26 protein-coding genes are annotated in these 26,043 nt (G+C 59.6%); 14 read left to right on the forward strand and 12 right to left on the reverse strand.

The features are described 5' to 3' along the window. Both IYY11_RS02060 and IYY11_RS02065 read left to right on the forward strand, forming a co-directional pair. On the forward strand, positions 1 to 506 hold a 506-nt coding region (locus IYY11_RS02060), incomplete at its 5' end, for a methane monooxygenase/ammonia monooxygenase subunit C (protein WP_196402524.1). Positions 507 to 875: 369 nt separating this feature from the next. Beyond that, positions 876 to 1,373 carry a DUF1269 domain-containing protein gene (locus IYY11_RS02065; protein ID WP_196402525.1) on the forward strand — a complete coding sequence of 166 codons (498 nt, stop codon included), beginning with the start codon at positions 876 to 878 and terminating at the stop codon, positions 1,371 to 1,373. Between the two features lie 150 nt (positions 1,374 to 1,523). Here the strand turns inward: IYY11_RS02065 and IYY11_RS02070 are convergent, their stop codons facing one another. Next, positions 1,524 to 2,177, reverse strand: coding sequence for a hypothetical protein (locus IYY11_RS02070; RefSeq protein ID WP_196402526.1), 654 nt, complete (start codon positions 2,175 to 2,177; stop codon positions 1,524 to 1,526). Positions 2,178 to 2,518: 341 nt separating this feature from the next. Between IYY11_RS02070 and IYY11_RS02075 the strand changes: the two genes are divergently transcribed. From IYY11_RS02075 to IYY11_RS02100, 6 genes are read left to right on the forward strand one after another with little or no spacing between them, the layout of a single operon-like run. Continuing rightward, positions 2,519 to 3,661 (forward strand): 4Fe-4S dicluster domain-containing protein, encoded by a 1,143-nt coding sequence (locus IYY11_RS02075; protein WP_196402527.1) that lies wholly within the window; start codon positions 2,519 to 2,521, stop codon positions 3,659 to 3,661. Continuing rightward, positions 3,658 to 4,122 carry a cyclic nucleotide-binding domain-containing protein gene (locus IYY11_RS02080; RefSeq protein ID WP_196402528.1) on the forward strand — a complete coding sequence of 155 codons (465 nt, stop codon included), beginning with the start codon at positions 3,658 to 3,660 and terminating at the stop codon, positions 4,120 to 4,122. The genes IYY11_RS02075 and IYY11_RS02080 overlap by 4 nt, the downstream gene beginning before the upstream one ends. Further along, positions 4,103 to 4,954 carry an FAD/NAD(P)-binding protein gene (locus tag IYY11_RS02085; protein WP_196402529.1) on the forward strand — a complete coding sequence of 284 codons (852 nt, stop codon included), beginning with the start codon at positions 4,103 to 4,105 and terminating at the stop codon, positions 4,952 to 4,954. The genes IYY11_RS02080 and IYY11_RS02085 overlap by 20 nt, the downstream gene beginning before the upstream one ends. Before the next feature lies 1 nt (position 4,955). After that, positions 4,956 to 5,732: an oxidoreductase gene (locus IYY11_RS02090; protein ID WP_196402530.1), complete on the forward strand. Its 777-nt coding sequence runs from the start codon at positions 4,956 to 4,958 to the stop codon at positions 5,730 to 5,732. Beyond that, entirely contained in the window at positions 5,722 to 7,014 is a 1,293-nt protein-coding gene (locus IYY11_RS02095; RefSeq protein WP_196402531.1) for a Ni/Fe hydrogenase subunit alpha, read from the forward strand. The genes IYY11_RS02090 and IYY11_RS02095 overlap by 11 nt, the downstream gene beginning before the upstream one ends. Continuing rightward, complete coding sequence (locus IYY11_RS02100) at positions 6,995 to 7,474, forward strand: hydrogenase maturation protease (protein ID WP_196402532.1); 480 nt, start codon at positions 6,995 to 6,997, stop codon at positions 7,472 to 7,474. Before IYY11_RS02095 ends, IYY11_RS02100 begins: the two co-directional genes overlap by 20 nt. Positions 7,475 to 7,514: 40 nt before the next feature. On the opposite strand, the gene IYY11_RS02105 is transcribed toward IYY11_RS02100, so the two are convergent. Next, the gene (locus tag IYY11_RS02105) at positions 7,515 to 8,180 is read right to left on the reverse strand and encodes a hypothetical protein (protein WP_196402533.1); all 666 of its coding nucleotides are present in this window, start codon (positions 8,178 to 8,180) and stop codon (positions 7,515 to 7,517) included. 301 nt (positions 8,181 to 8,481) lie between these two features. Here IYY11_RS02105 and IYY11_RS02110 point away from each other — a divergent pair, with 301 nt between their 5' ends. The 4 genes from IYY11_RS02110 to IYY11_RS02125 all read left to right on the forward strand — a co-directional run bounded on the left by IYY11_RS02110 (position 8,482) and on the right by IYY11_RS02125 (position 11,216). Further along, positions 8,482 to 8,628 (forward strand): hypothetical protein, encoded by a 147-nt coding sequence (locus IYY11_RS02110; protein WP_196402534.1) that lies wholly within the window; start codon positions 8,482 to 8,484, stop codon positions 8,626 to 8,628. A 684-nt stretch (positions 8,629 to 9,312) separates the two neighbouring features. Beyond that, complete coding sequence (locus IYY11_RS02115) at positions 9,313 to 9,486, forward strand: hypothetical protein (RefSeq protein WP_196402535.1); 174 nt, start codon at positions 9,313 to 9,315, stop codon at positions 9,484 to 9,486. Between the two features lie 40 nt (positions 9,487 to 9,526). Continuing rightward, complete coding sequence (locus IYY11_RS02120) at positions 9,527 to 10,198, forward strand: M15 family metallopeptidase (protein WP_196402536.1); 672 nt, start codon at positions 9,527 to 9,529, stop codon at positions 10,196 to 10,198. 268 nt (positions 10,199 to 10,466) lie between these two features. Beyond that, a complete protein-coding gene (locus IYY11_RS02125) occupies positions 10,467 to 11,216 on the forward strand; it encodes an outer membrane protein (protein WP_196402537.1) in 750 nt (249 codons plus the stop codon). Between the two features lie 283 nt (positions 11,217 to 11,499). Here IYY11_RS02125 and IYY11_RS02130 read toward each other — a convergent pair whose 3' ends face one another. Both IYY11_RS02130 and IYY11_RS02135 read right to left on the reverse strand, forming a co-directional pair. Further along, positions 11,500 to 11,895: a hypothetical protein gene (locus IYY11_RS02130; protein WP_196402538.1), complete on the reverse strand. Its 396-nt coding sequence runs from the start codon at positions 11,893 to 11,895 to the stop codon at positions 11,500 to 11,502. Positions 11,896 to 12,352: 457 nt separating this feature from the next. After that, on the reverse strand, positions 12,353 to 14,707 hold the full coding sequence (locus IYY11_RS02135; protein WP_210331200.1) for a hypothetical protein: 2,355 nt from the start codon (positions 14,705 to 14,707) through the stop codon (positions 12,353 to 12,355). Positions 14,708 to 15,408: 701 nt separating this feature from the next. Here IYY11_RS02135 and IYY11_RS02140 point away from each other — a divergent pair. After that, positions 15,409 to 16,674: a site-specific integrase gene (locus IYY11_RS02140; protein ID WP_196402555.1), complete on the forward strand. Its 1,266-nt coding sequence runs from the start codon at positions 15,409 to 15,411 to the stop codon at positions 16,672 to 16,674. Here IYY11_RS02140 and IYY11_RS02145 read toward each other — a convergent pair. Further along, a complete protein-coding gene (locus tag IYY11_RS02145; RefSeq protein WP_196402540.1) occupies positions 16,649 to 16,861 on the reverse strand; it encodes a helix-turn-helix transcriptional regulator in 213 nt (70 codons plus the stop codon). The two genes, IYY11_RS02140 and IYY11_RS02145, sit on opposite strands and share 26 nt — an antisense overlap. 614 nt (positions 16,862 to 17,475) lie before the next feature. Continuing rightward, a complete protein-coding gene (locus IYY11_RS23595; protein ID WP_196402541.1) occupies positions 17,476 to 17,667 on the reverse strand; it encodes a DUF433 domain-containing protein in 192 nt (63 codons plus the stop codon). A 168-nt stretch (positions 17,668 to 17,835) separates the two neighbouring features. On the opposite strand from IYY11_RS23595, the gene IYY11_RS02155 reads away from it, so the two are divergent. Next, positions 17,836 to 18,192 (forward strand): integration host factor subunit alpha, encoded by a 357-nt coding sequence (locus IYY11_RS02155; RefSeq protein ID WP_196402542.1) that lies wholly within the window; start codon positions 17,836 to 17,838, stop codon positions 18,190 to 18,192. A 170-nt stretch (positions 18,193 to 18,362) separates the two neighbouring features. Here the strand turns inward: IYY11_RS02155 and IYY11_RS02160 are convergent, their stop codons facing one another. The 6 genes from IYY11_RS02160 to IYY11_RS02185 all read right to left on the reverse strand — a co-directional run bounded on the left by IYY11_RS02160 (position 18,363) and on the right by IYY11_RS02185 (position 25,998). Next, the gene (locus tag IYY11_RS02160) at positions 18,363 to 19,886 is read right to left on the reverse strand and encodes an efflux transporter outer membrane subunit (protein ID WP_196402543.1); all 1,524 of its coding nucleotides are present in this window, start codon (positions 19,884 to 19,886) and stop codon (positions 18,363 to 18,365) included. Positions 19,887 to 19,889: 3 nt separating this feature from the next. Next, positions 19,890 to 21,110 carry an ABC transporter permease gene (locus tag IYY11_RS02165; protein WP_196402544.1) on the reverse strand — a complete coding sequence of 407 codons (1,221 nt, stop codon included), beginning with the start codon at positions 21,108 to 21,110 and terminating at the stop codon, positions 19,890 to 19,892. A gap of 66 nt (positions 21,111 to 21,176) precedes the next feature. Further along, positions 21,177 to 22,397 carry an ABC transporter permease gene (locus IYY11_RS02170; RefSeq protein WP_196402545.1) on the reverse strand — a complete coding sequence of 407 codons (1,221 nt, stop codon included), beginning with the start codon at positions 22,395 to 22,397 and terminating at the stop codon, positions 21,177 to 21,179. Further along, a complete protein-coding gene (locus IYY11_RS02175; RefSeq protein ID WP_312029681.1) occupies positions 22,394 to 23,050 on the reverse strand; it encodes an ABC transporter ATP-binding protein in 657 nt (218 codons plus the stop codon). Before IYY11_RS02175 ends, IYY11_RS02170 begins: the two co-directional genes overlap by 4 nt. Before the next feature lie 87 nt (positions 23,051 to 23,137). Next, positions 23,138 to 24,352: an efflux RND transporter periplasmic adaptor subunit gene (locus tag IYY11_RS02180; protein WP_196402547.1), complete on the reverse strand. Its 1,215-nt coding sequence runs from the start codon at positions 24,350 to 24,352 to the stop codon at positions 23,138 to 23,140. A gap of 428 nt (positions 24,353 to 24,780) precedes the next feature. After that, complete coding sequence (locus IYY11_RS02185) at positions 24,781 to 25,998, reverse strand: PepSY domain-containing protein (RefSeq protein ID WP_196402548.1); 1,218 nt, start codon at positions 25,996 to 25,998, stop codon at positions 24,781 to 24,783. Between the last annotated feature and the right edge of the window lie 45 nt (positions 25,999 to 26,043).

Genomic DNA, 26,043 nt, shown 5'->3' on the forward strand with positions numbered 1-26,043 from the left:
CGCGCGACTTCTCGAACCTGGCGCCGCGCGAAGAGATGCGCCGCCTGGTTGTCGAAGTGCAATGGCTTGTTGTTTACGCCGCGGCCATTTACTGGGGCGCGTCGTTCTTCACCGAGCAGGACGGCACCTGGCACATGACGGTGATTCGCGACACGGACTTCACGCCGTCGCACATCATCGAGTTCTACATGAGCTACCCGATCTACTCGGTGATCGCGGTCGGCGGCTTCTTCTATGCGAAGACGCGTCTTCCGTATTTCTCCAAGGGCTATTCGGTGGCCTATCTGATCGTGGCGATTGGCCCGTTCATGATCATCCCGAACGTCGGCCTGAATGAGTGGGGCCACACGTTCTGGTTCATGGAAGAACTGTTCGTTGCGCCGCTGCATTGGGGCTTCGTGTTCTTCGGCTGGATGGCGCTCGGCGTGTTCGGCGTCGTGCTTCAGCTGCTGATGAACATTCAGCGCCTGATCGGCAAGGAAGGCGTCGCCCTCCTGACCGAGTAATCCGAGACTTCGCCGCCCGCTTTTAAGGCGGGCGGCGACACAAAAACCGGGAGAAACTCCTATGGGGATCGTCATGCTGTTGCTGGCCGCGGCGCTTTCGCCGCTCTGCTTCCTGTATGCCGCGCCGCGTCGTGTCCCGCAGCGCGCCCGCTGCGAATTCGCGCCTTCGCGACGTCGCCAGGATTAGTGACTTGATGGAAGGCTGGCCCGCCAGCGTCGCTGTGAAAGCGATGAGGGCGGCGTCCGCCGGCCGTCGTTCGGTCTCGTCATTCCGCCTCAGCTGCTCCTCGGCGCATTGTCTTGCTTCTTTCACTGAACTAGATCGTCAATGGCGGCGCGCGAGATCCGCGCGCGGAATGGGAGAGGCCGATGAATGATCTTCTCGTGATTGCATTTCCGTCGGAAGAAAAGGCCGAAGAAGTTCGGCAGAAGCTCTTCACCATGCAAAAGGAATATCTGATCGAACTTGGCGACGCGGTCGTCGCCGTAAAGAATGCCGATGGCGCGATAAAGCTCAATCAGCTGTTCAATACGACGGCCCTTGGCGGAGTTTCCGGCGCTTTTTGGGGGGCTCTGATCGGATTGATCTTTATGATGCCGCTCGCAGGCGCCGCGATCGGCGCCAGCGCCGGCGCGGTGTCGGGCGCGCTGACCGACTTCGGCATTGACGATAAATTCATGAAGGACGTGGCGGCCGCGGTTCCGCCCGGCGGCGCCGCGCTGTTCCTGCTCGTGCGCAAAATGACGACCGACAAGGTCCTCGAAGGGTTGAAAGGCGTCGGCGGCGTGGTGCTGCGGACGTCGTTCGATAAGTCCAAAGACGACGCCATTCGCGCCGCGCTGGCGGCGCAGCCGGCCTCCGCCTGATCGGCGTGCGCGCCAAATAGCTCTTCGGCGCGCACCCCTTAGAGCGCTTCCCGATCACATCGAATCATGTGATCGGGGAGGAATCGCTTAAAATCAAACGTTCGAGCCGGTTCTCATCGAAAAAAACTGTCAACTTTTTCGGAGCCCGCTCTACATGGTCCCCTCCGCCTCGCGCGCCTTTCGGCGATGGGAGTGCAGCGTGATGTAGATGCTGGCGGCGACGAAGCCTATGCCCAGAACGGACACGAGAATGAACAGCGACGAGCGCTGAATGATCGCCACCGCTGGGACGAAAATTCCGAGAATGAAGCCGACGACGCAAATCTGCCATGCGGCCGCGTGAACGCCCGCGACGAAGGTTGCGACAGCGAGCAGCACCATCAGATTGAGCCCGGCCGCATTGACGTCGATCAGTTTTCGCAGCGGCGGCGAATAGATCAGCCACATGCCGAAGAGAAACGCCGCCCAGTGCAGTATTTGGGTCCAGACCAGCCGCGTGCGCTCATGCGTCGTTTCGGTGTGCCGCCAACCGATATAAATGCAGATCGCGCAATAGACCGGCGTCAGAAACTCCCAGTAGTAGGCGACCGGCTGTCCCGTGAAGGTGACGATGCCGATGCCGAGCACGGCCGTTGACAGCATCACGATATAGGGCAGGTCGATTTTGATGACGTCGAGGAAGAGAACGCCGGCGGACTGGGTTCTGATCTCTTCAATGCCGTGCTCGATCGACGTCGCCCAGCTCTCGTGCTGCGGCGAGGTATCAGGCAACTTGGGTTCGGCCGGGTCGGGGCTATTGGACATGAACAATCCTCGCAGTTCGGCGCGAGCGATACAGCGGCGGCAAGTTCGCCTTGTCCCACGCGCCTGTTGGCCGAATTAGAAGCTCAAGATAGTTCGTGCGCGGGAACCGAGCAACTGGGCGCGGGGGTGCGGGCGCCGCTCGTCTCGCCTGCTGGTAAACTTGGGCTCTAGGATCGCGTGGGCGGTTGAACTCTGACAGGGGAAGACGTAGCGCGCGACGCCGGACGTCGGCCTAATGTCATCCTCGCGTCACAAGGGCGCCGGCAAAGGCTAGACTTGACGAAACATCCGACGTCGTCCGATTTGATATCTGCGGGCAGGAAGCCTGGTTAGGAGCGCTCATGGCCAAAGCTGACGAAGCGGCGGCGATCATCACGGTCGAGGGCCTGCAAGATTTGCTGCAGGCGATCCGGGCGGGCGGTTATCGCGCCATCGGGCCGACCGTGCAAAATCAGGCGATCGTTTACGACGATATTGAATCTGTCGAGGACCTGCCCCGCGGATGGACGGATGAGCAGGACGGCGGCCGTTACAGATTGGCCAAGCGCAACGACGATGCGCTCTTTGGTTATTCCGTCGGGCCGCAGTCGTGGAAAAAATTTCTGCACGCGCCGAAGCTGCGGCTTTGGACGGCCGAACGCGATGGCGAGACCGCAAGCGTCACGCCCGAACCCTCGCCGACCGATCGTCTCGCCTTCATCGGCGTGCGCGCGTGCGACATTCGCGCGATTGAAATTCAAGACAGGGTCCTTGTCGGCGATCTCTATGTCGATCCGCACTACAAAGCGCTGCGCGAGCGCGCGCTGATCGTGGCCGTCAATTGCGGCCAGGCGGGAGGCACGTGCTTCTGCGTTTCGATGCACGCGGGTCCGCGCGTGGAGCAGGGCTTCGACCTCGCCCTGACCGAGCTTCTCGACGGGACCGAGCAGATCTTTCTCGTCGAGACCGGCAGCGACGAGGGGCGCGCGCTCCTGGCGCAGGTTCCGCATCGGCTCGCGTCAAGTCGCGAGGTTGAAGCCGGTGAAGCTGTCATCGAACACACCGCATCCTCGATGGGCCGCGAAATGCGTTCGGACGATCTCAACGAACTGCTGATGAGCAATCTCGAGCATCCGCGCTGGGACGAGGTGGCGACACGCTGTCTGAGCTGTACCAACTGCACCTTGGTTTGTCCGACCTGCTTCTGCACGTCGGTGGAAGACGTCTCCGATCTTTCCGGAGAACGCGCTGAACGCTGGCGCCGCTGGGATTCCTGCTTCACGATGGATTTTTCCTACATTCATGGCGGCAGCGTGCGCGCCAGCGCAAAATCGCGCTACCGACAGTGGATGACTCACAAGCTTGCGACCTGGATCGACCAGTTCGGCTCGTCGGGCTGCGTGGGGTGCGGGCGCTGCATCACCTGGTGTCCAGTGGGCATCGACATTACCGAAGAGGTGCGCGCCATCCGCGGCTGTGACACGTCCGCTGGGGACTGGCCATGAAGGACATCGCCGATCTGCTTCGTCATCATCCCTTCGCTGAGGGGCTCGACGAAGAAACATTGGCGCTTATCGCCGGATGCGCCAAAAATGTCGTCCTGCAGCCGGGCGATTATCTGCATCGCGAGGGGGCTGCGGCGGATTCATTCTATCTCGTGCGACACGGCGCCGTGGCGCTGGAGACTTTCGTGCCGGGGCGCGGAGCTTTCACCTTTCTCACCGTCAAGAGCGGCGAAATTCTCGGCGCCGACTGGCTCATTCCGCCCTATCGGTCGTCATTCGATGCGCGCGTCGTCGAATTGACGCGGGCGATCTCGTTCGACGGCAAGTGTCTGCGCGGCAAATGCGAGGCGGATCCGCGCGTCGGCTATGAAATGATGAAGCGCTTCATACCGCCGCTCGTTAAACGTCTGCAGTCGGCGCGCATGCAGGCGCTCGGGATGTATGATGCCGCCAACGCTTAAAGCCTGCACGCCGCCGCCCTATCCGATGGCGCCGAGCATGACGCCGGTGACGCGCTTCATTCGCGAGTCGGCGGAGGTGTTCACCTTCGATCTCGCGCCTGAGCGCGCGACGCCCTTTACGCCGGGGCAGTTCAATATGCTCTACGCATTCGGCGTCGGCGAAATACCGATCAGCATCAGCGGCGCCGCCGATGCGCCTGATCGACTGACGCATACGATCCGCGCCGTCGGGCCGGTGAGCGCGGCGCTCGGCAGATTGAAGGCTGGCGACCAAGTAGGCTTGCGCGGTCCTTTCGGCGTCGGCTGGCCGGTCGAGGAGGCCAAGGGCTTCGACGTCCTGCTGATTGGCGGCGGCATCGGCCTCGCGCCGCTTCGGCCGGCAATTTACTGGTTGCTGCGCCATCGCGCCGCTTACGGCCGGGTGGGCGTCCTCTATGGCGCGCGCACGCCGGACGACCTCATCTTTGTCAGCGAACTCGAAGAATGGCGGAAGACGCCTGACTTCCAGCTGCGCGTCGCTGTGGAGCGCGCCGGACCGGAGTGGACCGGAGACGTCGGCTATGTGACGCCTTTGCTGTCCAAGCTTCGCTACGACCCGGCGGACGCCATCGCCATGATTTGCGGACCGGAAGTGATGATCCGCGCGACCGCGCTCGCGCTCGAAGACGCGGGGATCGCGGATTCGCGTATTTTCGTCTCGATGGAGCGCAACATGAAATGCGCCATCGGCCATTGCGGCCACTGTCAATTCGGTCCGCTGTTCATCTGCAAGGACGGGCCGGTCCATCGCTACGATCGCGTGCGCGATCTTCTCGCCTATCGGGAGCTGTGACGTGGCGCGCATTCGACCAAGACTCGCTGTCTGGAAATTCGCCTCATGCGATGGCTGCCAGCTCAGCCTGCTCGATTGCGAGGACGAATTGCTTGAGATCGCCGGCGAGGTCGAGATCGCGCACTTCCTCGAGGCGACGAGCGCGTCGGTTGAAGGTCCCTACGATCTTTCTCTCGTCGAAGGTTCGGTGACGACGGCGCATGATGCGGCGCGCATCCAGGAGGTCCGTAAACAGTCGCGGTTCTTAATTACGATTGGCGCCTGCGCCACCGCAGGCGGCATTCAGGCGCTGCGTAATTTCGCCGACGTGCGCGAATATGCGGCGATCGTCTATGCGCGGCCGGACTATATCCAAACGCTGGCGACCTCGACCGCGATCGCCGATCACGTGAAGGTTGACTTCGAACTGCGCGGCTGTCCGATCAACACCAGGCAGCTCGTCGAAACAATTTCGGCCTTTCTCGCGGGGCGCAAACCGCAAACGCCGCCGCACAGCGTCTGCGTCGAGTGCAAGATCGCCGGCAATCTCTGCGTCATGGTCGGTCACGGCACGCCCTGTCTGGGACCCGTCACCCATGCGGGCTGCGGCGCGCTCTGTCCCTCCTACAATCGCGGCTGCTATGGCTGCTATGGTCCGATGGAGACGCCCAACGCGCCGTCGCTGTCGGCATGGCTAGGCAAGCTCGGCATGGATGAAGATGCGCTGAAGCGCGTCTACAGAACCTTCAACGCTAATGCCGACGCCTTCCGCGAGGAAAGCGAACGTCATGATCGTTAAGACGATCAAGGTCGATCAGCTCGCCCGTGTCGAGGGCGAGGGCGCGCTCAAGGTCGTCGCCCGCGACGGCGTCGTGCAGTCGGCGGAACTCAAAATTTTCGAACCGCCGCGCTTCTTCGAAGCCTTCCTGCGCGACCGCATGTATAGCGAGGCGCACGATATCACCTCGCGCATCTGCGGCATCTGTCCGGTCGCCTATCAGATGAGCGCGATTCACGCGATGGAGAACGCGCTCGGCGTCGTTGTCAATGGACCGCTGCGCGACCTGCGACGGCTTCTCTATTGCGGCGAGTGGATCGAGAGCCACACGCTGCACGTCTACATGCTGCACGCGCCGGATTTCCTCGGCTATGCGGGCGCAATCGAGATGGCGCGCGACCACGCCGATATCGTGCGTCGGGGCCTCGATCTCAAAAAGGCCGGCAATGCGATCATCGCACTTCTCGGCGGCCGCGAGATTCATCCGATCAATGTCCGCGTCGGCGGCTTTTATCGTGCGCCGCGCCGGCGCGAACTTCAGCCGCTCGCCGAAGAGCTGAAGCGTGCGCGGGACGGGGCGCTCGCGACCGTGCGCTGGACGGCCGGTTTTGATTTTCCTGACGTCGAGCGCGACTATGAATTCGTCGCCTTGCGCGGCGACGGCGAATATCCCTTGAACCAGGGCCGCATCGTCTCAAGCCGCGGGCTCGACATCGCCGCCGCGGAATATGACGAACATTTCGAAGAGAGCCACGTCGAACATTCGACCGCGCTGCACGCGCACATCAAGGCGCGCGGGGCTTATCTCACGGGGCCCCTGGCGCGCTATGCGCTGAACGCCGCGTCTCTCTCGCCGATCGCGCGCGAGGCGGCGCGCGAAGCGGGACTTGGAACGATCTGCGCCAATCCCTTCCGCAGCATTATCGTTCGCGCCGTCGAAGTTCTTTACGCCTGCGACGAGGCGCTACGGATCATCGACCAATATGAAGAACCTGACCGCCCGGCCGTCGATCTCGAACCGCGTGCGGGGGTTGGCTTTGCGGCGACCGAGGCGCCGCGCGGCATGCTGTATCACCGCTATCAGCTTCATGCCGATGGAAAGATCGCCGACGCCCGCATCGTCCCGCCGACGTCGCAGAACCAGCCGAGCATCGAAGAGGATTTGAAGATTTTCGCGACGGCGTGGCTCGATCTGCCGGACGATGCTCTGCGCCATCGATGCGAACAGACCATTCGCAATCACGACCCCTGCATTTCCTGCGCGACGCATTTTTTGCGGCTCGATGTCGACCGGGGTCGATAGCGCGCGCGAAGGACGCATCGTCGTGCTTTGCATCGGCAATCCCCAGCGGGGCGACGATGCGGCAGGCCGCGCGGTCGCGCGTGCGCTGAGAGCGTTGCGGGTCGCCGTCGAAATTATCGAGGAGGAGGGCGAGGCGACGCGCGTATTGGCGCGGCTCGAGGGCGCGGACGTCGCCTACATTGTCGACGCCTGCGTTTTCGGGGCGAAGCCCGGCGAAATTTGCCGCTTTGACGTCAGCACAGGCCCGCTTCCGCGAGTGGCTTTCGGCGCATCGACGCACGGCTTCGGCCTCGCCGAAGCTCTGGAGCTCGCCCGCGCGCTGGGCGCATTGCCCCCGCGCTGCATCGTTTATGCGATCGAAGGCGAAATCTTCGACATCGGCGCGCCCATGTCGCCGGCGGTGGCGGCGGCGGTCGCTGTCGTCGCCGATCGATTGCGGGCGGACATTCTGGGCGGATAATCAGAGAGGCGGCCGAATCCGGCGCGTCGTCGATCAATATTCAAAAAGCGGTAAATCGAATTCCAGTCGAAATGTAGTTCGACGCGCCATGGACGCCGTTGATGAGGCCGTAGACGCCGGAACGATGGTGGACGCGAACGAACACCTCAAATGGCGCTTCTTTGTAAGGAGAGACGGTGAGTTCTGGAACGAGCAGATTCAGGAATCGGGAGCTATGGCCGCTGCTGTCAAACTGTCGCTCAAACTCTGAGATTCCTGTTACATAACTCGCGCCGATCAAGCCAAGTCTGAAATTTGTGTAGATGTAATCATTCCATGGAAAATACGTCCATCTCGCCATGGGGATCAGATCGAACTCCCACTGCTGTCCGGCTTCGCGACTGCCGAAGCGCTTGGCGACTCCGCCTTCAATTTCGAGTTCGAGCGGGATGCTTTGAAACCGCCACGCCGTATAAACGGCATGGACGTCCACGAGGATGCCAGAGGCGAAGTTTGGCGCCCACGGCCGCAGGACGGTGATGTTGATCAGAGATTGGTCGCTGAGCGCTCCGACATAGGCTCCAATCCTCAAGGTCGGCGCGGCGTTCGCCTCGAGCATCCCCGGGATGAGCGGCGCAGGCGCAGTCGCCGTTGGCAGTTCACCGCCGACTCCGGGATGTATGGAGAACAGCGTAGCAACAGCCGCGCCGATACCTGACTTTTTCATAGCCCCTCCAATGCCGCGGTTTCCTCGGCCCGACTGAATGGAGCTTATCTATAAGATAAAATGGCGCTTTTTAGGACACGGCGGCAATTCCCCGCGCCGTGCAATGATGGATGGCCGCGGCGCATTGCGGCGGCCCACAAATTTGACTGAAGTCGGATACCGACGGGCAACATTGCAGCAAACCGGCTGAAACGTCTGCGTGCTTTCAGTGTGCATCGCAATCTCTCAGAGTCTGGACCGCGCCGGCCGAACGCCTCCCCCGCATATGCCGCGCCGCAGCGACCACATCATGGAGACAGGAATGACGCGTTTTGTTTCGTCGTCGACGTTCGTCGCCACCTTCACGACGGTTCGGATGCTCGTCCAATTGCCGATGCAAGTCGTTCGACGCATTGCCGCTTCGCCGGAGGCGTTTATCAACGCCATAGAGCGTTTCGCGAAGCATTAGGCTCGCCATTGGAGCGCTCATTCAGTCTAGCGCTCATTCAGTCTATAGTGTGAAATCCAAGCGCGAGGATACTGCGTAGAATCAGCCAGCAGCTTGATTCATCTTGCGTTCAACCCAGTTGAATTGGCCAACGTCGATTCAATCGGGAGGAAAAAATGCGCAGGCTCACGCTATTGATCATCGGGGCGAGTGTGGCTTTCACGCCCTTGGCTCAAGCGCAGCAATCGTACCCTCATGATGTTCAGTCATATGGCGGGCTCTGGCGCTATCAGAAGCGGGATTGGAGCACGCCCTGGCGGCCTCTTAGCCCCGGCGTGTGCTGGCAGTGGAGCGGTTCCGTCGGCAGCTGGGTATGGGTGTGCTGAGAAACACGCCAGTTCGTTGAAACGCAAGAAACGCCCCGCCGCCACTCCGCAGTCGGGGCGTTTCTATTCAAAGCTCACGGATGGAGATCGAGCGCAGTCATTTCATTGCCGCTTGCGCCTAGGTCGGGCCGCATGTCGGCCATATTGGCGTTCGCAATTCAAGGTAGAGGAACAACACCTCCATCTTTGAAGGCTGGGCATGGGCTTTCCCTTGGCGTCATCATCGGTCGGACCATCGCCCCGAAAAAGTGAGAACGTCTTCCTCTCGGCGAAGGCATTTACTGCTCGGACTGACCGCCCGCTCGGCAAGTTGGTTTGCTTGGCCAGAGCGAACGGAATTTTCGCCGTCTCGGAAATATGCAAGGGACTCGCGATACTCACCATCGGCGACATGGTGATCGCGGATGGGGTCGGCGAATTCGTGTGCATTGCGGCGCTGACGATCGAGGCGTTGCCCTTCTTTCGATGGCGATCAGCGGCATACGCCAGTTGAATATTTTAACCGCGGAATGAAGACGCGGATTGGCGGGCGCATGATTTTGACAAATCGCTGCTCACGCGCCATCGGAGCGGCTGCGCTTCTGTTTTTGCTTTTTGCTGGCGCAGAAGCGCATGCGCGCGGCGCGAAGGTCACGGCTGAACCCATACCCGACGCCGTATGGGCTTACATGCAAGGAAGGTCGTGGCGCGCAGAGCTTCCATGTCCCGGACGGGACCAGCTCGTTCTCTTGAGAGTCCCTTACCTCGATTTCGACGGCAACGCGCAGACTGGCGCTCTGATCGTTGCAAGAAGCGTCGCAAACGCCGTCGCAGCTGCCTTTCAGGACATTTTCGACAGCGGGAAATTTCGAATCTATCGAATGTCGCTGATCGATGAATTCGGAGGGGATGACGCGAGGTCGATGGCGGCGAATAATACGAGCGCCTTCAATTGCCGAACCACCGATCGCGGCGCGATGTCGCGACACGCCTATGGCAAGGCGGTGGACATCAATCCCGTTCAAAATCCCTATCGGGAAGGAAACCTCACCGAACCTGAAGCCGGGCGCGCTTACGACGAGCCCTCCGAGCGCAGGAGAGATATCGTCGGGATCATCGTTGACGGGGGCGTCGTCACCAGAGGCTTCGCGCGACGAGGCTGGCGCTGGGGCGGACATTGGAAAAGAAGCGTCGACTATCAGCACTTTTCCAATGACGGACACTGAGGGCGGCCCGTCGGGGCGGGGCGGGTTCGACCAATGTTGGAATTTTTTTTGCGGCCCTAAGGTCCAGAAAAGGTTGACAGATTTTTTCGACGAGAATCCGCTTCAGCATTGTGGCGCCGCCGCCACAGTCGGGTGGAAAGCGTGCCCGGAGGGCCGAATAGCTTCTAAATTGCTTTGACTGTGCAGGGCTGGTCGCTTTTTTTAACTGAAGCCGCCTTTGGTGCGGGGATTCGGCCCAAGCCGTTTTTAAGCTTTAGGAGAAGGCATAATGAAAAAGGCGATCTTTGCCGCTTTGGCCCTCGCGCTGACGTCTGGTTCGGCTATGGCCGCTGATCTTCCGTCCTACAAGGCGCCGCCGCCACCGCCGCCTCCGCCGATCATGACCTGGACGGGCTTTTACGCCGGTCTCAACTTCGGCGTCGGCTTTTACGCCCAAAATTCATCCAACGCCTGGGGGTGGGGCGTCAACAATCACGGCGGTAGCCGGGCGGGCGTCGTCGGCGGCGCTCAAATTGGCTACAATTATCAGATCACGCCGATGTTCGTCGTCGGCGTCGAGACCGATTTCCAGGGCACCAGCATCGGCTCTGGCGCTGGCGGCAACAGCTACGCCTGGCTCTTTGGCGTCCCTCCCGTCACCACTGCGACCCTGAACTGGTTCGGCACCGTGCGCGGCCGCGTCGGCGTCAACCTGCTGAGCCCGCAACTGCTGGTCTATGGCACAGGCGGCTTCGCTTATGGCGAGGTGAAACGCAACGGCTGGTTGAACCAGAACAGCACCGTGCAGACGGGCTGGACCGCCGGCGGCGGCGCCGAGTATATGTTCGTTGCGCTGCCGAATTGGTCGGTCAAGGCCGAGTATCTCTATACGCAGCTCAGCGGCAACAACAACAACGGCTTCAATTTCGGCCTCAACTTGAACAACGTCAACAACCGCACGCGATTCCACACGATCCGTTTTGGCGTGAACTACCACTTCAACTTCGGCTCTTCGGCGCCGGTGTTGGCGAAATACTGATCGCTCGTTTCGAGCCCGGTGAATCCAGGAAAGCCCAGCCCTCGTGGCTGGGCTTTTCTCTTGCTTAGCGCAGATGGGCAGGGACGCAGCCTGACATCGGCCTGCACCGAGCAATGTTGCTGCTCCCCAGGGGCAAGGATCGCCGCCTCGCGGAGAACGGTGAAATATTCAATAATTTCGACATACGCTGAAACGCTCGGAAAACGGAGCGATTCCGCGCACTTTTGGGCTGGGACAAACATGATCGCAGGAGACTGTATTCACCCGTGCCGGACACGAACTGTTATTTACTATATTCGTGTTTTACGTCTGTCACAAGCTCAAAAGAGTGCTCAGTCGACGTAGTCCCGAGTCGCTTCTCGATAACATCAAGATTGCGTTTCTTTCCTAAGGTTACAGTATCGCCTGTAATACATTTGCCTTCCTCAACACCATATGTAGCCTCTACAAGTTTTACGGTATTGCTAACACGAACGGCAATTACTATTTTGTAACTGCCTACACAATTATCTCTCGAGTAGCAATGTGCTTCCCCGCTTCCTGAAGGTATATTTAAGCCTTGCTTGTCGTCTTGTGATGTTGTGCCATCACGATAAAAAAAATCGCAGGCGGCCCCGATGATAACGGCATTCCATTCAGGAGGAGTGCCATTTCTAATTGTGATGTCTGCAATCGGCATTTCCACTCCTTTTGCGCTAAGCTGTCTCTGACGTAAGCATAAAGAATAAAGAATAAAGCACTCCCGCAACTCCCTCTACCGGCTCGTTCGCATTAAAACCACTCACAGTTAGCGCGAGATCGTAATTTTTTCCTGTTCTTATTGAATAGGGTGGCTGTATTTTGTTGTTATACTCCGAACAATCTTCAATGTTAGCACCCACTTCGAGCTTGTCGGCTGGGTCGTCCGCCCTTGCAATTCTCATTTGAACTACATGGCTTCGACCACTACAGCCCGATGTTGTGTGGACACGATACCTTTCGAGTCGCAACGGAAATGGCGATGATATTCGACGCGCGTAATTCACAACACCGGCAGCATCAGCAACAGCGGAGAAGTTACCGTCAATCCAAGGCATGGGATACTCCTGTCTTGCCCTAAAATGCTACTTCATGACAAAGAAACCCGAGCTAAGGATCTAAAAGTCGAATTGAAATCGCGACTCGGAAACCTTGCGCATGGATTCATTACGAATTGTATCGCTCAAATCACTCTTCGCCTGGTTTATGTCACTTGCGCATAGCACAGCTAATCCCGCTCCGCCGATTGGCCCTCCAAATGCAGTTCCTATGAGAAAGCAAACCAGCGCTCCTATTTTATCGCATCCTCTGTCGTCTGCTTGCGCGTCGATACCCGCGGACAAAGCGTTATCGTAAACCTTGACCTTTCCGCCCAAGCTGGAGCCGAATACGTCAAGTTTGCCGGTTATATTAGGAGTTTGCGAATGCAGATTGACTTTCGGAGCGCACAATGTCCCACCTACGGGAGTCTTGATCGGCGCGTAAACAAGTTCCTGCTCCGCGATTGGCAGAACGAGCTTGAACGGAATTCCCGTTAGCGGGTCGATCATCCAAGACCGGTGCGAGGCTTTTAGCGCAGTTGGACCGAGCACGAGAGGCTGAGCAAGCGTGGGCGTTAAGGTGATCGATTTCACATCGATCTGGGCCTCAAATCCAAGTTCTGACTTAGAATCATGAGCGGACGGAGTTACGAACGTATACGCCCCTTCTACGGCTGTTAACTTCAATTGAGCGTCGCCGAACCCGTTATAATATCTTATTCCATCCACATCTATTTTCGTCCTAACGAAGTTTCCTCCGTCCATAGCAACTTTCGCCTCACCTCTGATAGCGCCATTCACGATTTCCGGTTCGTCACCATCTTGTCTTCGGACTTCCAACTCAAGCTGAGCACCAGCATCAAATTTCACTTTTCCGATATTTCCTCCTTCTATTCCGGAAGAAGAGGCAACCAATTTTACGCTGCCTATGGGAAATTTTTGCCCCTTTTTGTATATCAAGTCATAACCTTTGATCTCCGCTTGGGATAGCTTTGCAACCGTGGAGCGGTCGAAGTAAAGATTTTGACCCTCTAGTGAAATTTCGAATTTGTTCACTTTGCCTGTAACGGGACTGATTGTATCAGTCGAATCAATGGCGAGTGTATCAGCCATGATTTGGCCCGTACGCAACTGTACCGTCCCAACTTCCGCGATATTAAACTGCCCTCCAATCAGCGTCGTCGAAAATGCGTTAACCGTCCCATACACCGAAAGCTGATTCGAAGACCAAGATACTGGTCTGCAATCAGAAGGGACCGGTTCTGGGCAGCCCAAGATCAGATTAATGTTGGTATAGCCTAAGCGTACGCTGTTACGCTCACTGAACCACAGTTCGCCGTTTTCAAGTTGTGTGGTCAATATACCGCGCTGAATGCTTAAAGACGACTGCGCTGACGTTCCCTTATAATTAATTCCGGTGAAAGATGCTTTTGCATAATGGATATTCAGCGTGGAGGTTTTATCTTGATTGCTCGTAAGAATTACGGAGGTTCCTTCGCCTAGCTCGCCGGACAAAGACCCTCTCTTTATATCGAAGGAGAGATCGTCCTTTTCAATCTTAACCTCCTCTGCGGTCAGCCTGCTTACAGGCTTGATTTTGAGAATAGTGTTTCCAGCAGAAATTATCCCTTCGGTGAGCGTTACATTAAATCTCTTTAGAAGTGCCGAGCCAGATTTTGCCTCCAAGTCATAAGACAGATCATTAAAGACGGCCTCAGAATTCGGGCCGATGGCCAGCATACCATTTTTTGGCAGGATTATGCGCGATCCTTCCTCAAATGCTGCGCGGAATGCAGGGAGAGGCGTGCCATCAGGGCCAATGCTCCCATAAAAATCAACTCTGCGGATAGGAATGCCATCCTGCAATGTTGTGCAACTCGCATTGGTACAACGTTTTATCTTACCGATTGATACGAATGCAGATCCGCTGAAGAATAGCGCCGGATCCGCGGACAACCGAAGAAAGTCGTTCAATCTAGATAAAGGCTCTGATTCCCTGCAGGGACCGCTCGGGATAATGTCACTATTGCCCCCCGTTAAGAAACCTCCCTCGCCATAGGTCAACTTTTTTATAGATATAGTAACACACTTATCCGCCACCCTTAATGTAGCAAATATTTCTCTTTCAAATTCCCATAGCGCGGATAATAATATCCGGGATCGATAATCAAACTTGAGAGTAGAAGTCATGTCGCTCGGGATCTCGATTATGAAGTCTGTCGAACCGCTTGTTGCTTTATACCATCCCTTTTTTAAACCTAACTTGGCTTGAGCATTTGCTGAACTTATCGCCGCTATCGCACTATCAATATAGTCGCTTCGCGCCCACGCCGGCGATAGGCAGGCAAGTGTAAGGAGTGCCATAATCAGTCGAAGCATAAATCGCATGATGAACTCCAAGGTAATCGAATTGTGGCAAAAAGAAGGAAACATAAACTCTGGCGATTGACAAGTGTCTGGGGCGCAGCATGCGCTTCCTGAAGATGTTAGGTCGCGTGGGTGGCTTACCCGGAGCAACTGCTCGTCTAGTGTTTCACCGAAAAGGCACCGCCAGTCGCGGATCGTGCAATGTGCCCGAGGGCATTAGCAAAATGCGAAATCGCGTCTAAGCGCCACGCGTGATGCTCTGAGATCGTCGATTGCCGTCATACTGAATCCAGCGCGTTCGCCTCTTGGTGATCGAGCCAGCTCCCGTAGCCTTCGAGCGCCATTGCGAGAAACATCGCAGTGTCTGGCTCAAACCAGGTCGGCCGATATCGACGCGAGATTTCGCCCGCAAGCCATCGTGCATATTCGGCGGTGTTCTGGGGGACGCGGCGGCCGCTCGACATGCGAACGAAAAAAGAACATGCGCCACGTCTGGTCAAGCCGGAGCGCAAGCCCGCGCTCGTTTCAGTGGCGGTTTCAGTGACCACCGAAGCGTTGAGGTTTTCTAAGCCATTGAAAACTTTGGTCGGAGTGAGAGTCCGCTAAAATCATTTCTCATGACGACGCAGGACGACTTAACGACATAGAAAATACCACTGATTTCATGCACTTTAATGGCGTCACCTGTCTATCCTTCTCTCATGCTCTCGCATACAATCGCAATCCAAAAGTGGGGCCATAAGTGGGGCCCAAAGGGAGGCGTGCCGATGGCGCGGCCAAGGAACAAGCTGACGGCGCGTCAGGCTGCAGCCATTACGTCGCCGGGCCGGCATTCGGATGGCGGTTCGCTCTATTTGGTCATTGACGGCGATGGCGCGGCGATGCGCCGTCGCTGGCTCTACCTCTTTAATTGGCGTGGGAAGCGACGTGAAATGGGGCTCGGCGGCTTTCCCGCCGTCTCCTTGGCCAACGCCCGCAAGGGTCGTGATGAAGCCGAACGCCTTGTTCGCGAAGGCCGCGACCCGATCGCCGCCCGCGAGGAATCCCGGCGGGCAAGGTCCCGTAAGCCGACTTTCGGGGAGGTTGCCGACGCCCTGATCGAAGCGAAGGGTACCGAGTGGCGAAACGACAAGCATCGCGGTCAATGGGTGGCAACCCTCACCAAAGACGCTGCACCTTTGCGCTCCCGCCCGATCGATGAGATCGATACTGCTGCGGTCCTCGAAGTGCTAAAGCCGCTTTGGACCAAAAAGCCGGAAACTGCTTCCCGCCTCCGGGGTCGAATCGAAGCGGTTCTCGACGCAGCCAAAGCGCAGGGCCATCGCTTGGGCGAAAATCCCGCAGCATGGCGAGGTCATCTTTCGCACCTGCTTCCAAAGCGCCAGAAGCTCACGCGTGGTCATCACGCCGCCATGGCTTACTCCGAGGTGCCAGCCTTCCTTGCGAAATTGCGAGAGCATCAATCGGAGTCGATTGCAGCGATGGCGTTGGAGTTCGCCATCCTCACGGCGACGCGCTCCGGCGAAATCTACGGGGCGCGATGGACCGAATTGGATATGGAAACGAAAGTCTGGATTGTGCCCGCTTCTCGGATGAAAGCCGCCCGCGAACATCGAGTTCCGCTATCGGACCAGGCGCTGACGATCCTCAAGAAGCTGGCCGACGCTCGGGCGGGAGAGCTCGTTTTCCAAAGCCCCCGTGGGGGGAGCTTGAGTCACGTCGCAATGGCGAAGGTCATGCGCCGCTTGGGCATAGGTGGCCCGACAGTTCACGGGTTCCGAAGCGCCTTTCGTGATTGGGCTGGGAACGAAACGCATTTCCCACGCGAGATCGCCGAGGCGGCGTTGGCGCATGTGGTCGGCGACCAGGCGGAGCAAGCGTATCGGCGTGGTGATGCGCTTGAGAAGAGACGGGCGCTCATGGAGGCCTGGGCCAGCTATTGCGCAAAGAAGGCTGGTGCCGAGTTACGCCATTACGCAAAGCAAGCCAATCCGCTTGAGGGAGCGTCTACGAAGAGTGCTCCACAGCTTTGACGCGATAGCCGGAGGGGTTAGCAATCCAGCGATCGACGGCGGACTCATGCCAGCCCGCGCCATTGATGCTGATCGGCACCTGGCGCGGGAATGTGCCTTCGGCGATCTTGCGATAGAGCGTCGAGCGAGACAGGCCAGTGCGAGCCAGCACGGTCTTTATACGGATGATCCTTTCAGCGTCGGCCAAGGGACGTTTTTCCATTCTTTGGTGGTTGATGAAGCCCCCTGAAAGCAGAATTGGTGACGTGCATTTCGCGTGCAAGAGCGATCTGGCCGGCGTAGGGCGAGAGCGGATTTAGGGCGGCGAAAACAGACGAACGGTGGCAACCGGAAACAATTTGCAGCGTTCGAAAACGGAAGATGGCGTGCGGGCGCCGGGGCGCGAGCCATCGCGCGATGATCTGGATGAGAAGACCTTTCGTAGATCGGCGCGTCGCATTTCTTTCCTTCCTCTCTATGCTTCATCGAGGTAGCGGATAGAGGGTGAATGCCCCCGCTTCGCTTACCTCGAGGACATGATTGACAATCACGTCCGGGGGTTCGCCGAACTAAGCCAGATGCGCGATGGCGTATCAATAGGCAGAGCGAAGGATCGCAGCCAATGCTGGTGAGAATGATAAGGTCGGGACGCAGGTCCTCTCGTGCAACCAGTTTGCGGAAATCGACCGCGTTGTCCGTGACATCACCCGATCCTCTATCAGGCAACCCGCGGGAGCGAGTTGATCGGGCTCGCGAACCGGCCCGTGTTGCGAATGCGTGGCGTCATGGTCGCTCGTGGGTGCGCGCGTAGAGCGCGGCGGTCTACACCGCGTCACGCGTCAGGCGCCGATTGTCCCCCAAAATGTGGTCGACGCTGTCTCCGCCATCGGGCCGGCCCGGCACGGAATAGACCGTCGTGCGTGTGCCGGGCAGGACGGGCGCTCCGCCCATAACGTCAGCGTTCGATCGCAACGGCGGAAAACGCGACTGCGCCTTTGGCGGATGGCGTTGCATGAAAACAGGCGATCGGGGGGCGGTGACTCGCGTTCGTCCGGCGTGGTTGCCAAAAGCGCAGAGCGCGCCTAATCGTGAATTCCCAACAAAATCGTCTTATGGAGTGGCGGCCATGAACGTTTTGACCCGCGGGCGCGCAGGGACGCATCTGTTGTTTGGAGCGCCCGCATGCTGAAAACCGTAGAATCAACACAAACCATTACGCGACAAGACCTGCGCGCGACCGTCTATGACTGCTGTCCGCAGCTCTCGCGCGCCGAGGCGCGCGAGATTTTTGATGCGACATTCGGTGAGCTCTCTGCCGCGATTTTGCGTGGAGAATCCGTCAAACTGGCGGGCTTCGGTACGTTCAGCATCCGCGAAAAACGTCAGCGCATGGGGCGCAATCCCAAGACTGGCGTCGAGGCGGTGATCCGCGCGCGAAAGGTTCTGACCTTTCATCCTTCCCGGGCACTTGTGGCTCGGATGAACGGATGGGTGGAAAGGGATCGAGAAATTGCCCAGTGCTTGGACGGCTCGCCTTGACGGGATACCCAGGCGGCGCGGCGCAATGTTAGCGTCGCGCCGGGGCGGGCCGAAATTGACCTAATCGCATAAAGCTTGATGCTCTGGACGATCGTGCTTCTGACCGCGCTCCGAGCTCGCTGATGACTTACCACGGTGGCGAACAAGCGGTCGTGTGGCGACGAAGGCACTCACGGCCACGGACCCTTTTCGGCTTCGTAGACTGCATTCGCCTGCGCCACTTCCATGTCGCGGGTTGTTGGCGACCACCCGCCGCCGAGCGCCTGATAGAGGCTGGTCGCCGCCCGGAAGCGCGCCAGACGCGCCTGCGCGAGGCGATCCTGGCTCTGGAAGAGTGAGGTCTGTGTTATGGCGAGCGTGACGGTGTCGATGGTCCCCTCGCGCAGCCGCGCCAACGCTGTTGCGTAGGCGCGGAGCCAGGCCGTGACTGATTCGGTCTGCAGCTTTACCTGACGATCCGTCTCGCGCGCGGCGACGAGCGCGTTCTCGACATCCGTCAAAGCGGAGAGAATCTGCTTGCGGTAAAGGGTCGCGAGTTCCTCATATCTACCTTTCTGCAACTCATATTGTCCCTGCAAGGCGTAGCCGTCGAAGAGGGGTTGCGCCAGTCCGGACCCGAGTTGCCAGGCGACGGCCTCGGGCCGCAGCAGGTTTTTCAGAAGCGCGCTTTGTATGCCATAGAGGCCCGTGAGGGTGATCGACGGGAAAAACGCGGCGCGCGCGCGAAGCACGGAAAATTCCTGCGAGGCGAGCCTTGCTTCCGCCAGCGCAATATCCGGACGGCGCAGCAACACTTCCGACGGCAAGCCGGGCGCGACAGCCGGAACAGCGAGCTTCGCCAGCGATCCGTCCTTGAGCAGCAAGTTCTCGGGGGCGTGGCCGAGCAGCGCCGCAAGGAGGTTTTCCGTTTGCTGCAAATTTTGCTCGAGCGCCGGAATCGAGGCGCGTTGATCCGCGAGGATCGCCTGCTGCTGCGCGACGTCCATCCCCGTCGCCGTGCCGACGTCGAACCGCAGCTTGATGGTCTCGAACACCTCGGTTGCGATCCGGACGTTGTCGCGAGCGATGCGGAGACGGTCGCGCGCCGCCAGCGCCTGAAAATAGGCGTTCAGCACTGCGGCGACCGTCGCGATTTCGACAACGTCGCGGTCGAAGCGGCTGGCGTTGGCGAGAAGCCGCGCGGCGCTGGAGGCGTCCTGATTCTTGCTCCAGAAGTCGATCTCATAGCTTGCGGTCAAGCCAAGCTGAAAGAAGCCGAAGGTCACCGCCTGGAAATCGGATGTGGCGAGCGTATCGGAGCTTGCCGGCGTCAGTCCGGTCGCGCCGGATGTGGGGACCAGGACCGTTCCAGGGGTTCGGTTCGTCTGGGCGATGTTATTTACCGATAAAGATGGCCACAGCGCCGCGCTCGACAGCCGCGCCTGCGCATCCGCTTGCGTTATGCGCGCGACCGCGGCGCCGATGTCGAGGTTCTGATCGAGCGCCTGGTCGACGAATCCGGTCAGTTCCCTTGATCGGAAGAGCGCCGCGAAGTCGCGCGCAGCGCGCAGCGGCGGCGCCGAACGTGGCCTCGCCGCGCGGAATCGCTCCGGCGGCGGGGCGCCAAGATCGGGCTTTTCCCATTCGAGATTGCAGCCGCTTCCGGCGAACGCCGAAAGCGTCGCGGCTACGAGCATGCGAAGCCGCAATCTCATAGTCTACTCCCACCTCAGCGCGTCGATCGGATTCAATCCCGCCGCGCGACGCGCCGGGAGATAGCCGAAGAGCACGCCGACGCCGACCGAGACCAGCAAGGCCGCCGCGACGCTCACCGGCGGGACAATGAGCGGCCAGTCGACCAGGAACGCGACGAGCGCGCTTCCCACGAGGCCGATAGTAAGACCGATGATCCCTGCGAGGACGCATAGCGTGACGGCTTCGGCGAGAAACTGCAGGAGGATATCGCGCTTGCGCGCGCCGATCGCCATGCGCAGCCCGATTTCCTGCGTGCGCTCGGTGACGGATACGAGCATGATGTTCATGATCCCGACGCCGCCGACGAAGAGCGAAATCGCGGCGGTCGCCGAGAGAAGCCAGGTAAGGGAGGTTTGCGTCGTGTTCAGCAGCTCGACAAATCTCGTCGAGTCAAAAACGCTCAGCTTGTCCTCCTGTGCGCCGACGAGATGTTTGCGCTCGCGCAGCAGCGCGAGAACCTCCTCCTTGACTTTCTCACGGACCGCGCCCGGCTTGACTTTCATGTCAATGGAACTGATTTGTCGAGGGCTCGACATTGCGGCGTTCGGGAGATGCGCGCGCGCCGTCGTGATCGGGAGGTAAACGTAATTGTCAAGATTTTCGCCGCCGACCGATCCGAGCTTCGTCCGCACGCCGATGATGCGAACGGGAACGGCGCCGAGGCGCACCGTCTGATCCAGCGGCGACTTGTCCCCGAACAGTTTTTCTTTGACGCTCGCTCCGAGAATGACGACCTTCGCGCCGGCGCGAACATCGGCCTCGTCGAAGAACCGGCCCTCGGAGAGCTTGACGCCAAAAACCGTCTCATATGACGCCTCGACGGCATAGTATTTGGTGTTCCAGCTCTTATCGCCGGCGACAACGGTCGCGCGGCCGTTTATCTCTCTCGACAGATGTTGCAGGCCGGGCACGAACTCACGAATCGCATTCGCGTCCTGATCGGTCAGAATAATCGCTGCGCCGCGCCGGAGCGCGTTTTCCACGTTGACCGTAAACACGAAGAGCACATCCGTGCCGACATTGGCGATCTGCCGCTCGACAAGCTTGTTTGCGCCGGCATTCGCCGCGCTCATGACGACGAGGCCGCTGACGCCGATGATGACGCCGATCGCCGTCAGCGCGCTGCGCAGCAGATTCGAGCGAAGCGCCGTGGCCGCCTCCCGCAAGAGCGCGCGGGGGGTCATGCCGCCGGCTCCTTCGTGAGCGCGCCCCGCCGTCGCTGCTTGCCGCCGCCAGAAAATCGCAAGGCGCTATTTCCTTCTCAATGCGTCGATCGGATTCATTCCCGCCGCGCGACGCGCGGGAAGGTAGCCGAAGATGACGCCGACGCCGACGGAGATTAGGGTGGCCGTCGCGACGCCCGACGGCGGGATGATGAGCGGCCACTCCATGAGCCTCGACACGACAACGCTTCCCGCGAGCCCGATCACGAGTCCGATCAGTCCCGCAAGGACGCAGAGCGTGACGGCTTCCACGAGAAACTGCATGAGGATGTCGCGACGGCGCGCGCCGACCGCCATGCGAAGTCCGATTTCCCGCGTGCGCTCGGTGACCGAGACCAGCATGATATTCATGATCCCGACCCCGCCGACGAGAAGCAGGATCGCCGCCGTCGCCAGGAGAAGCCCGTTCAAAGTGGACTGCGTGGCATTCAGTATCTGGATCATTTGCGTGAGATCGGTCACATCGAGTTTGTCCTCCTGCGCGCCGACGAGATGTTTTCGCTCGCGCAGCAGCGCGAGAACGTCCTGTTTGACAACCTCGCGGTCGGCGCCGGGAGCAACTTTCATGTCGATCAGGCTGAGTTGCCGCGCGCTCGACATTTCCGCGTTGGGGATATGCGCGCGCGCCGTCGTGATCGGAAGAATGATGAAATTATCCTCATCGATCCCGCCGAACGAGCCGCGCTTCTTCCGTACACCGATGACGCGAACGGAAACAGCGCCGACTCGGACAGTCTGATCGAGCGGAGACTCTGCGCCAAAGAGCTTTCTCGCAACCGTCGCGCCAAGAACGATAACCTTCGCGCCCGACCGCACTTCAGCCTCGTCAAAAAACCGTCCCTCGGAAAGCTTGACGCCAAAAACCTTCTCGTAAGACGCGTCGACGCCCCAATATTGCGTGATCCAACTCGTATTGCCGGCGACGACAGTTATATTGCTGTAAATCTCCCGATTGAGATACTGAACGTTCGACACAAGCTCCTTGACCGCGACCGCGTCCTGGTCGGTCAAAATGACCGCCGCGCCGCGCCGGAGCGCGTTCTCCGCCTTGGCTGCGGCAACGATCAGCACATCCGTGCCCTGATCGGCGATCTTGCTTTCGACGAGCTTGTTCGCGCCCGAATTCGCCGCGCTCATCACGACGAGGCTGCCGACGCCGATGATGACGCCGATCGCCGTCAAGACGCTGCGCAGCAGGTTCAGTCGAAGCGCGTTGACCGCCTCGCGCAGGAGCGTGCGAAGCGTCATGCCGCCGGCTCCTGCGCGTTTGCGCCGCGCCGCTGGCGGACGTCTTCGACAATCTGACCGTCGCGAAAGCGCAGCAGCCGCTCCGCATATTCAGCGATATCCGGCTCATGCGTGATGACGACCAGCGTCAGCCCTTCTTCGTTGAGCGACGAAAGAAGCGACATGATCTCATGCGACGTATGGGTGTCGAGCGCGCCGGTCGGTTCATCCGCGATGACGATTTTCGGGTCGTTCACCAGCGCGCGAGCGATGGCGACGCGCTGCTGCTGGCCGCCGGATAGCTGATTGGGTCGATGGTTCAATCTTTCGCCGAGACCGACCTGCTGGAGGCAGTTTCTTGCACATTCGGAGGCGTCAACATCGGTTCGCGCCGAATAGGCCAGCGGCAACATGACGTTCTCCAGCGCCGTCATCCGCGCCATCAGATTAAATTGCTGGAATACGAAGCCAATTCTATCGTTGCGCAAATGCGCGAGTTCGTCGCTCGTCATCGACGCCACCGCCTGGCCGTCGATCTTCAGCACGCCGGACGTTGGCGTATCGAGCGCGCCAATCAGATTCGCCATCGTGGATTTGCCTGATCCGGACGCGCCCATGATCGCGACGAACTCTCCGCTCGCGACGGAAAAGCTTACCCCGCGGAGCGCTGGCACTTTCTCGTTCCCAAGATCGTAAGTCTTGGTCAAGCCCACGCATTCAATGGCGGGATGCGGCGCCGCGGGTAAACCGGAGGACATCCGTCATTTCTCCGGGGTTGCGGCGTCTGTCGCCCGCAGGATCGCGGCGTCGCCGGGCTTCAGATCACCGTCGAGAATTTCGGTCGCCGCATCGCCCTTAACGCCCAATCGAACGGATCGCGGCTTGATGGAACCGCTCGCATCAAGAACCCAAACGCGGCTCTGTCCAGCGCCTAACTTCGTTTCATCGGGAACCGGCGTCGCGGGACGAAACCGAATCGCCTCATTCGGCACATTCAGCACATTCTCGCGCCGCGCCGTGACGATCCGAACCGTCGCCGTCATATCCGGGAAAAGCCGCATGTCCGGGTTTTGCGCCCGAACGACGACCGTGTAGGTCACGACGCCGCTCGTCTTTGTCGCCGCCAGCCGGATCTGCTCGACGACGCCGGAAAAGGTCTCGCCCGGAAAAGTCTCGACGGAAAACGTCACCGGGTCGCCGACATGAACGGCGCCGATGTCCGCCTCGTCGACCTGCGCCAGGATCTGAATCTGAGACAGGTCTTGCGCGATCTGGAACAACAAGGGCGTTTGAAAATCCGCCGTTACGGTCTGCCCGCGCTGCATCCGCCGGTCGATCACAACGCCGTTGATTGGCGATTTGATCAGCGTGCGGTCGAGATTGATCTGTGCTTGATCGCGTTCGGCCTGCCGCAGCGCGACCGTCGCTTTCGCCGACTCGAGGTCAGCTTGCGCCGCGCCGAGCTCGTGGCGGGTCGCGCCGCTCTCCGTTTGCGCCTGATCGAGCTGCTGGCGCGAGACGCCAGCCGCCGACGCTAGCGCGCTGTAGCGCCCGACATTGCGATCGAGCAGCCCCAGATGCTTTTGTATTCTCGCCATCGCCGCCTCGCGCCGAGCGACCTCCGCCTTGGCGATCGCCAGATTTGCCGAAGCGGCCTGCACTTTCGCCTCGAAGGGCGCGCGATCGATGACCGCCAGAAGATCGCCCTGCTTCACGGCGCTGTTGAAATCGGACTTCATCTCCGTGATCGGTCCGGAGACTTGCGAGCCTACGTCGACCGTCACCAGCGCCTTGACCGCGCCGGAAGCCGTGACGCTCCGCTCGACGATGCCGAGGCCGAGGGCGCGCGTGTGAAACAGACGCTCAGCGTTCGCGCCGCCGCTGAAATGCCGCCAGACGAGGATCGCCGTGACCAACCCAGCAAAAGCAAGCGCGGCCAATCCCACATAGTTCCGCTGCCTTTCACTGACTCTCATGGGCCTGCGATCCGATGAATACGAAAAGGCGACAATCCGCTCGTGTAAGTCTCGCGCCAGAGCGCTGCCGCGTCATTCAACGTTCTGTCGCAGGTTTGGCGCAGATCGCCGGGAAGGAGGGCGCGCAAGCTGACCAGTTCTGCCGAAGGACAGTTGGTCCAGCGGCGCGACGAAGGAGCGGGCCTGTCCATCCCCCTCAACCGTGAAACGGCACATGGGTTCATGATCCGGCGATTCGTCAATGACGTCCGTCAGAATCAATCGAGGCGACGCCGAAAGGGCAACGAGTCGTTCGCGAAGAAACGCGATGAGCGGCGCGCGCGCATAGGCAATCACGCGCCGGGGGCTGGAAATTCTGCGGCGAAGCAGTTGCATATCGATTTTACGCGAGCGCATAAATTCCTCCTAATCATAGAGGTGCAAAATGTTCAGCGGAACTCCTGCGCCAGCGCGTCCGGAAGCGCTGCTCCCGCGGCGCGGCGCCGCCGCGCGCGGCGTTTCCGCCACCAGATGTAGACGCCGGTGCCCGACAGCATCGCGATGACGACGCCGAGGACGCATTCGAGAATCCTGTACGGCAGGCCAAACACGTTCGCCTTGTGCAGCTCATAGAGCCATGTCGTGATCGTATTGCCGGCGCGCATGCCGGTCGGCGCTTCGAGCACGCGCAGCTCGCCGGTGAAGGCGTCAAACCAGATGGATGTGCGGCCGTTGTGATTGGCGATATCGAGCGACGAACGCGTGCGATATTCCCATGCGCCCTTCTCGCGCTGAAGATAGAGTGACACCTCGCGTTCGACCGCGAAGCCGTTCTTACGCGCTACGTCGGCCATGAGCGTGCGGCCGGTTTGCAGCGCTTTCTCCCACTTCATCAGCTCCCGGTCGGCAAGCAGCGGATCAGAATGGGTTTGATAGAAGGGCGGCTGATAATCGAAAACAAGCGACATGGCGCGCGAATAGAAGCCATTCAGATTCATGTAAACGCTCGACCACGCCAGAACGAACAGCAAGGCCCAGAACCAGAGGCCGCCGGCGCGGTGGAGATCGAAGTTCAGGCGGTAGAACGAGCCCGAAGTCTTTACGAGCCAGGCTGGTTTCCAACGCGTGAGAAACCTCTTGCGGGCGCGTTCGCTCGGTTCAGGCAAGGTGAGATAGAAGCCGGCAAAACAGTCGATCGTCCAGGCAAGCGCGACAAGGCCGAGGATCCACATCCCGATGTCGCCGGCCACAAGAGAATAGTGAAGATTGTAGACGAACGGCATGATCGCGGCGCGCGATGTGGGCCATGTTCCCCACATCAGACGTCCGCGCTCTTCGCCTGTATAAAGATCGAGATAGATATAGTCGAAGTTCAACGGGTCGGCGCCGGGCCGCGCCTCTATTGCGATTTCCGCGATGGGCGAATCGTATCCAAAATAAACGCCCTTGACGCGCGCGCCAGGAACGATCGCCTCCGCGCGTATTGCGAGCGTTGCGGCGTCGAGCGAGACGCCGCCGCGCTCGGTTGGAAACAGCTCCGGCGCGATGAGCTCATTCAATTCGTTGTAAAAGGCAAGAAGACTTCCTGTGATCCCGACGACCATCAGGAAGACGGCGATGACGAGGCCGGTCCAACGATGAAGCCACACAAAGAAAGCGCGGGACATGGCGTACTCCCGGTTTCACGAGAGCTTCCCCGTTCCGCGCGGGGC

Origin of the sequence: Methylocystis sp. H62 (assembly GCF_015709515.1) — a bacterium.
Taxonomy (GTDB): Bacteria; Pseudomonadota; Alphaproteobacteria; order Rhizobiales; family Beijerinckiaceae; genus Methylocystis.

Bases quoted from the DNA above. Each gene is read 5' to 3' on its own strand.
- IYY11_RS02135 (WP_210331200.1), bottom strand. From the start codon at position 14,707: ATGTTTCCTTCTTTTTGCCACAATTCGATTACCTTGGAGTTCATCATG.
- IYY11_RS02065 (WP_196402525.1), top strand. From the start codon at position 876: ATGAATGATCTTCTCGTGATTGCATTTCCGTCGGAAGAAAAGGCCGAA.
- IYY11_RS02095 (WP_196402531.1), top strand. From the start codon at position 5,722: ATGATCGTTAAGACGATCAAGGTCGATCAGCTCGCCCGTGTCGAGGGC.
- IYY11_RS02100 (WP_196402532.1), top strand. From the start codon at position 6,995: ATGTCGACCGGGGTCGATAGCGCGCGCGAAGGACGCATCGTCGTGCTT.
- IYY11_RS02070 (WP_196402526.1), bottom strand. From the start codon at position 2,177: ATGTCCAATAGCCCCGACCCGGCCGAACCCAAGTTGCCTGATACCTCG.
- IYY11_RS02130 (WP_196402538.1), bottom strand. From the start codon at position 11,895: ATGCCGATTGCAGACATCACAATTAGAAATGGCACTCCTCCTGAATGG.
- IYY11_RS02080 (WP_196402528.1), top strand. From the start codon at position 3,658: ATGAAGGACATCGCCGATCTGCTTCGTCATCATCCCTTCGCTGAGGGG.
- IYY11_RS02140 (WP_196402555.1), top strand. From the start codon at position 15,409: ATGGCGCGGCCAAGGAACAAGCTGACGGCGCGTCAGGCTGCAGCCATT.
- IYY11_RS02185 (WP_196402548.1), bottom strand. From the start codon at position 25,998: ATGTCCCGCGCTTTCTTTGTGTGGCTTCATCGTTGGACCGGCCTCGTC.
- IYY11_RS02125 (WP_196402537.1), top strand. From the start codon at position 10,467: ATGAAAAAGGCGATCTTTGCCGCTTTGGCCCTCGCGCTGACGTCTGGT.
- IYY11_RS02170 (WP_196402545.1), bottom strand. From the start codon at position 22,397: ATGACGCTTCGCACGCTCCTGCGCGAGGCGGTCAACGCGCTTCGACTG.
- IYY11_RS02160 (WP_196402543.1), bottom strand. From the start codon at position 19,886: ATGAGATTGCGGCTTCGCATGCTCGTAGCCGCGACGCTTTCGGCGTTC.
- IYY11_RS23595 (WP_196402541.1), bottom strand. From the start codon at position 17,667: ATGCAACGCCATCCGCCAAAGGCGCAGTCGCGTTTTCCGCCGTTGCGA.
- IYY11_RS02110 (WP_196402534.1), top strand. From the start codon at position 8,482: ATGACGCGTTTTGTTTCGTCGTCGACGTTCGTCGCCACCTTCACGACG.
- IYY11_RS02120 (WP_196402536.1), top strand. From the start codon at position 9,527: ATGATTTTGACAAATCGCTGCTCACGCGCCATCGGAGCGGCTGCGCTT.
- IYY11_RS02105 (WP_196402533.1), bottom strand. From the start codon at position 8,180: ATGAAAAAGTCAGGTATCGGCGCGGCTGTTGCTACGCTGTTCTCCATA.
- IYY11_RS02155 (WP_196402542.1), top strand. From the start codon at position 17,836: ATGCTGAAAACCGTAGAATCAACACAAACCATTACGCGACAAGACCTG.
- IYY11_RS02165 (WP_196402544.1), bottom strand. From the start codon at position 21,110: ATGACCCCCCGCGCGCTCTTGCGGGAGGCGGCCACGGCGCTTCGCTCG.
- IYY11_RS02085 (WP_196402529.1), top strand. From the start codon at position 4,103: ATGATGCCGCCAACGCTTAAAGCCTGCACGCCGCCGCCCTATCCGATG.
- IYY11_RS02180 (WP_196402547.1), bottom strand. From the start codon at position 24,352: ATGAGAGTCAGTGAAAGGCAGCGGAACTATGTGGGATTGGCCGCGCTT.
- IYY11_RS02075 (WP_196402527.1), top strand. From the start codon at position 2,519: ATGGCCAAAGCTGACGAAGCGGCGGCGATCATCACGGTCGAGGGCCTG.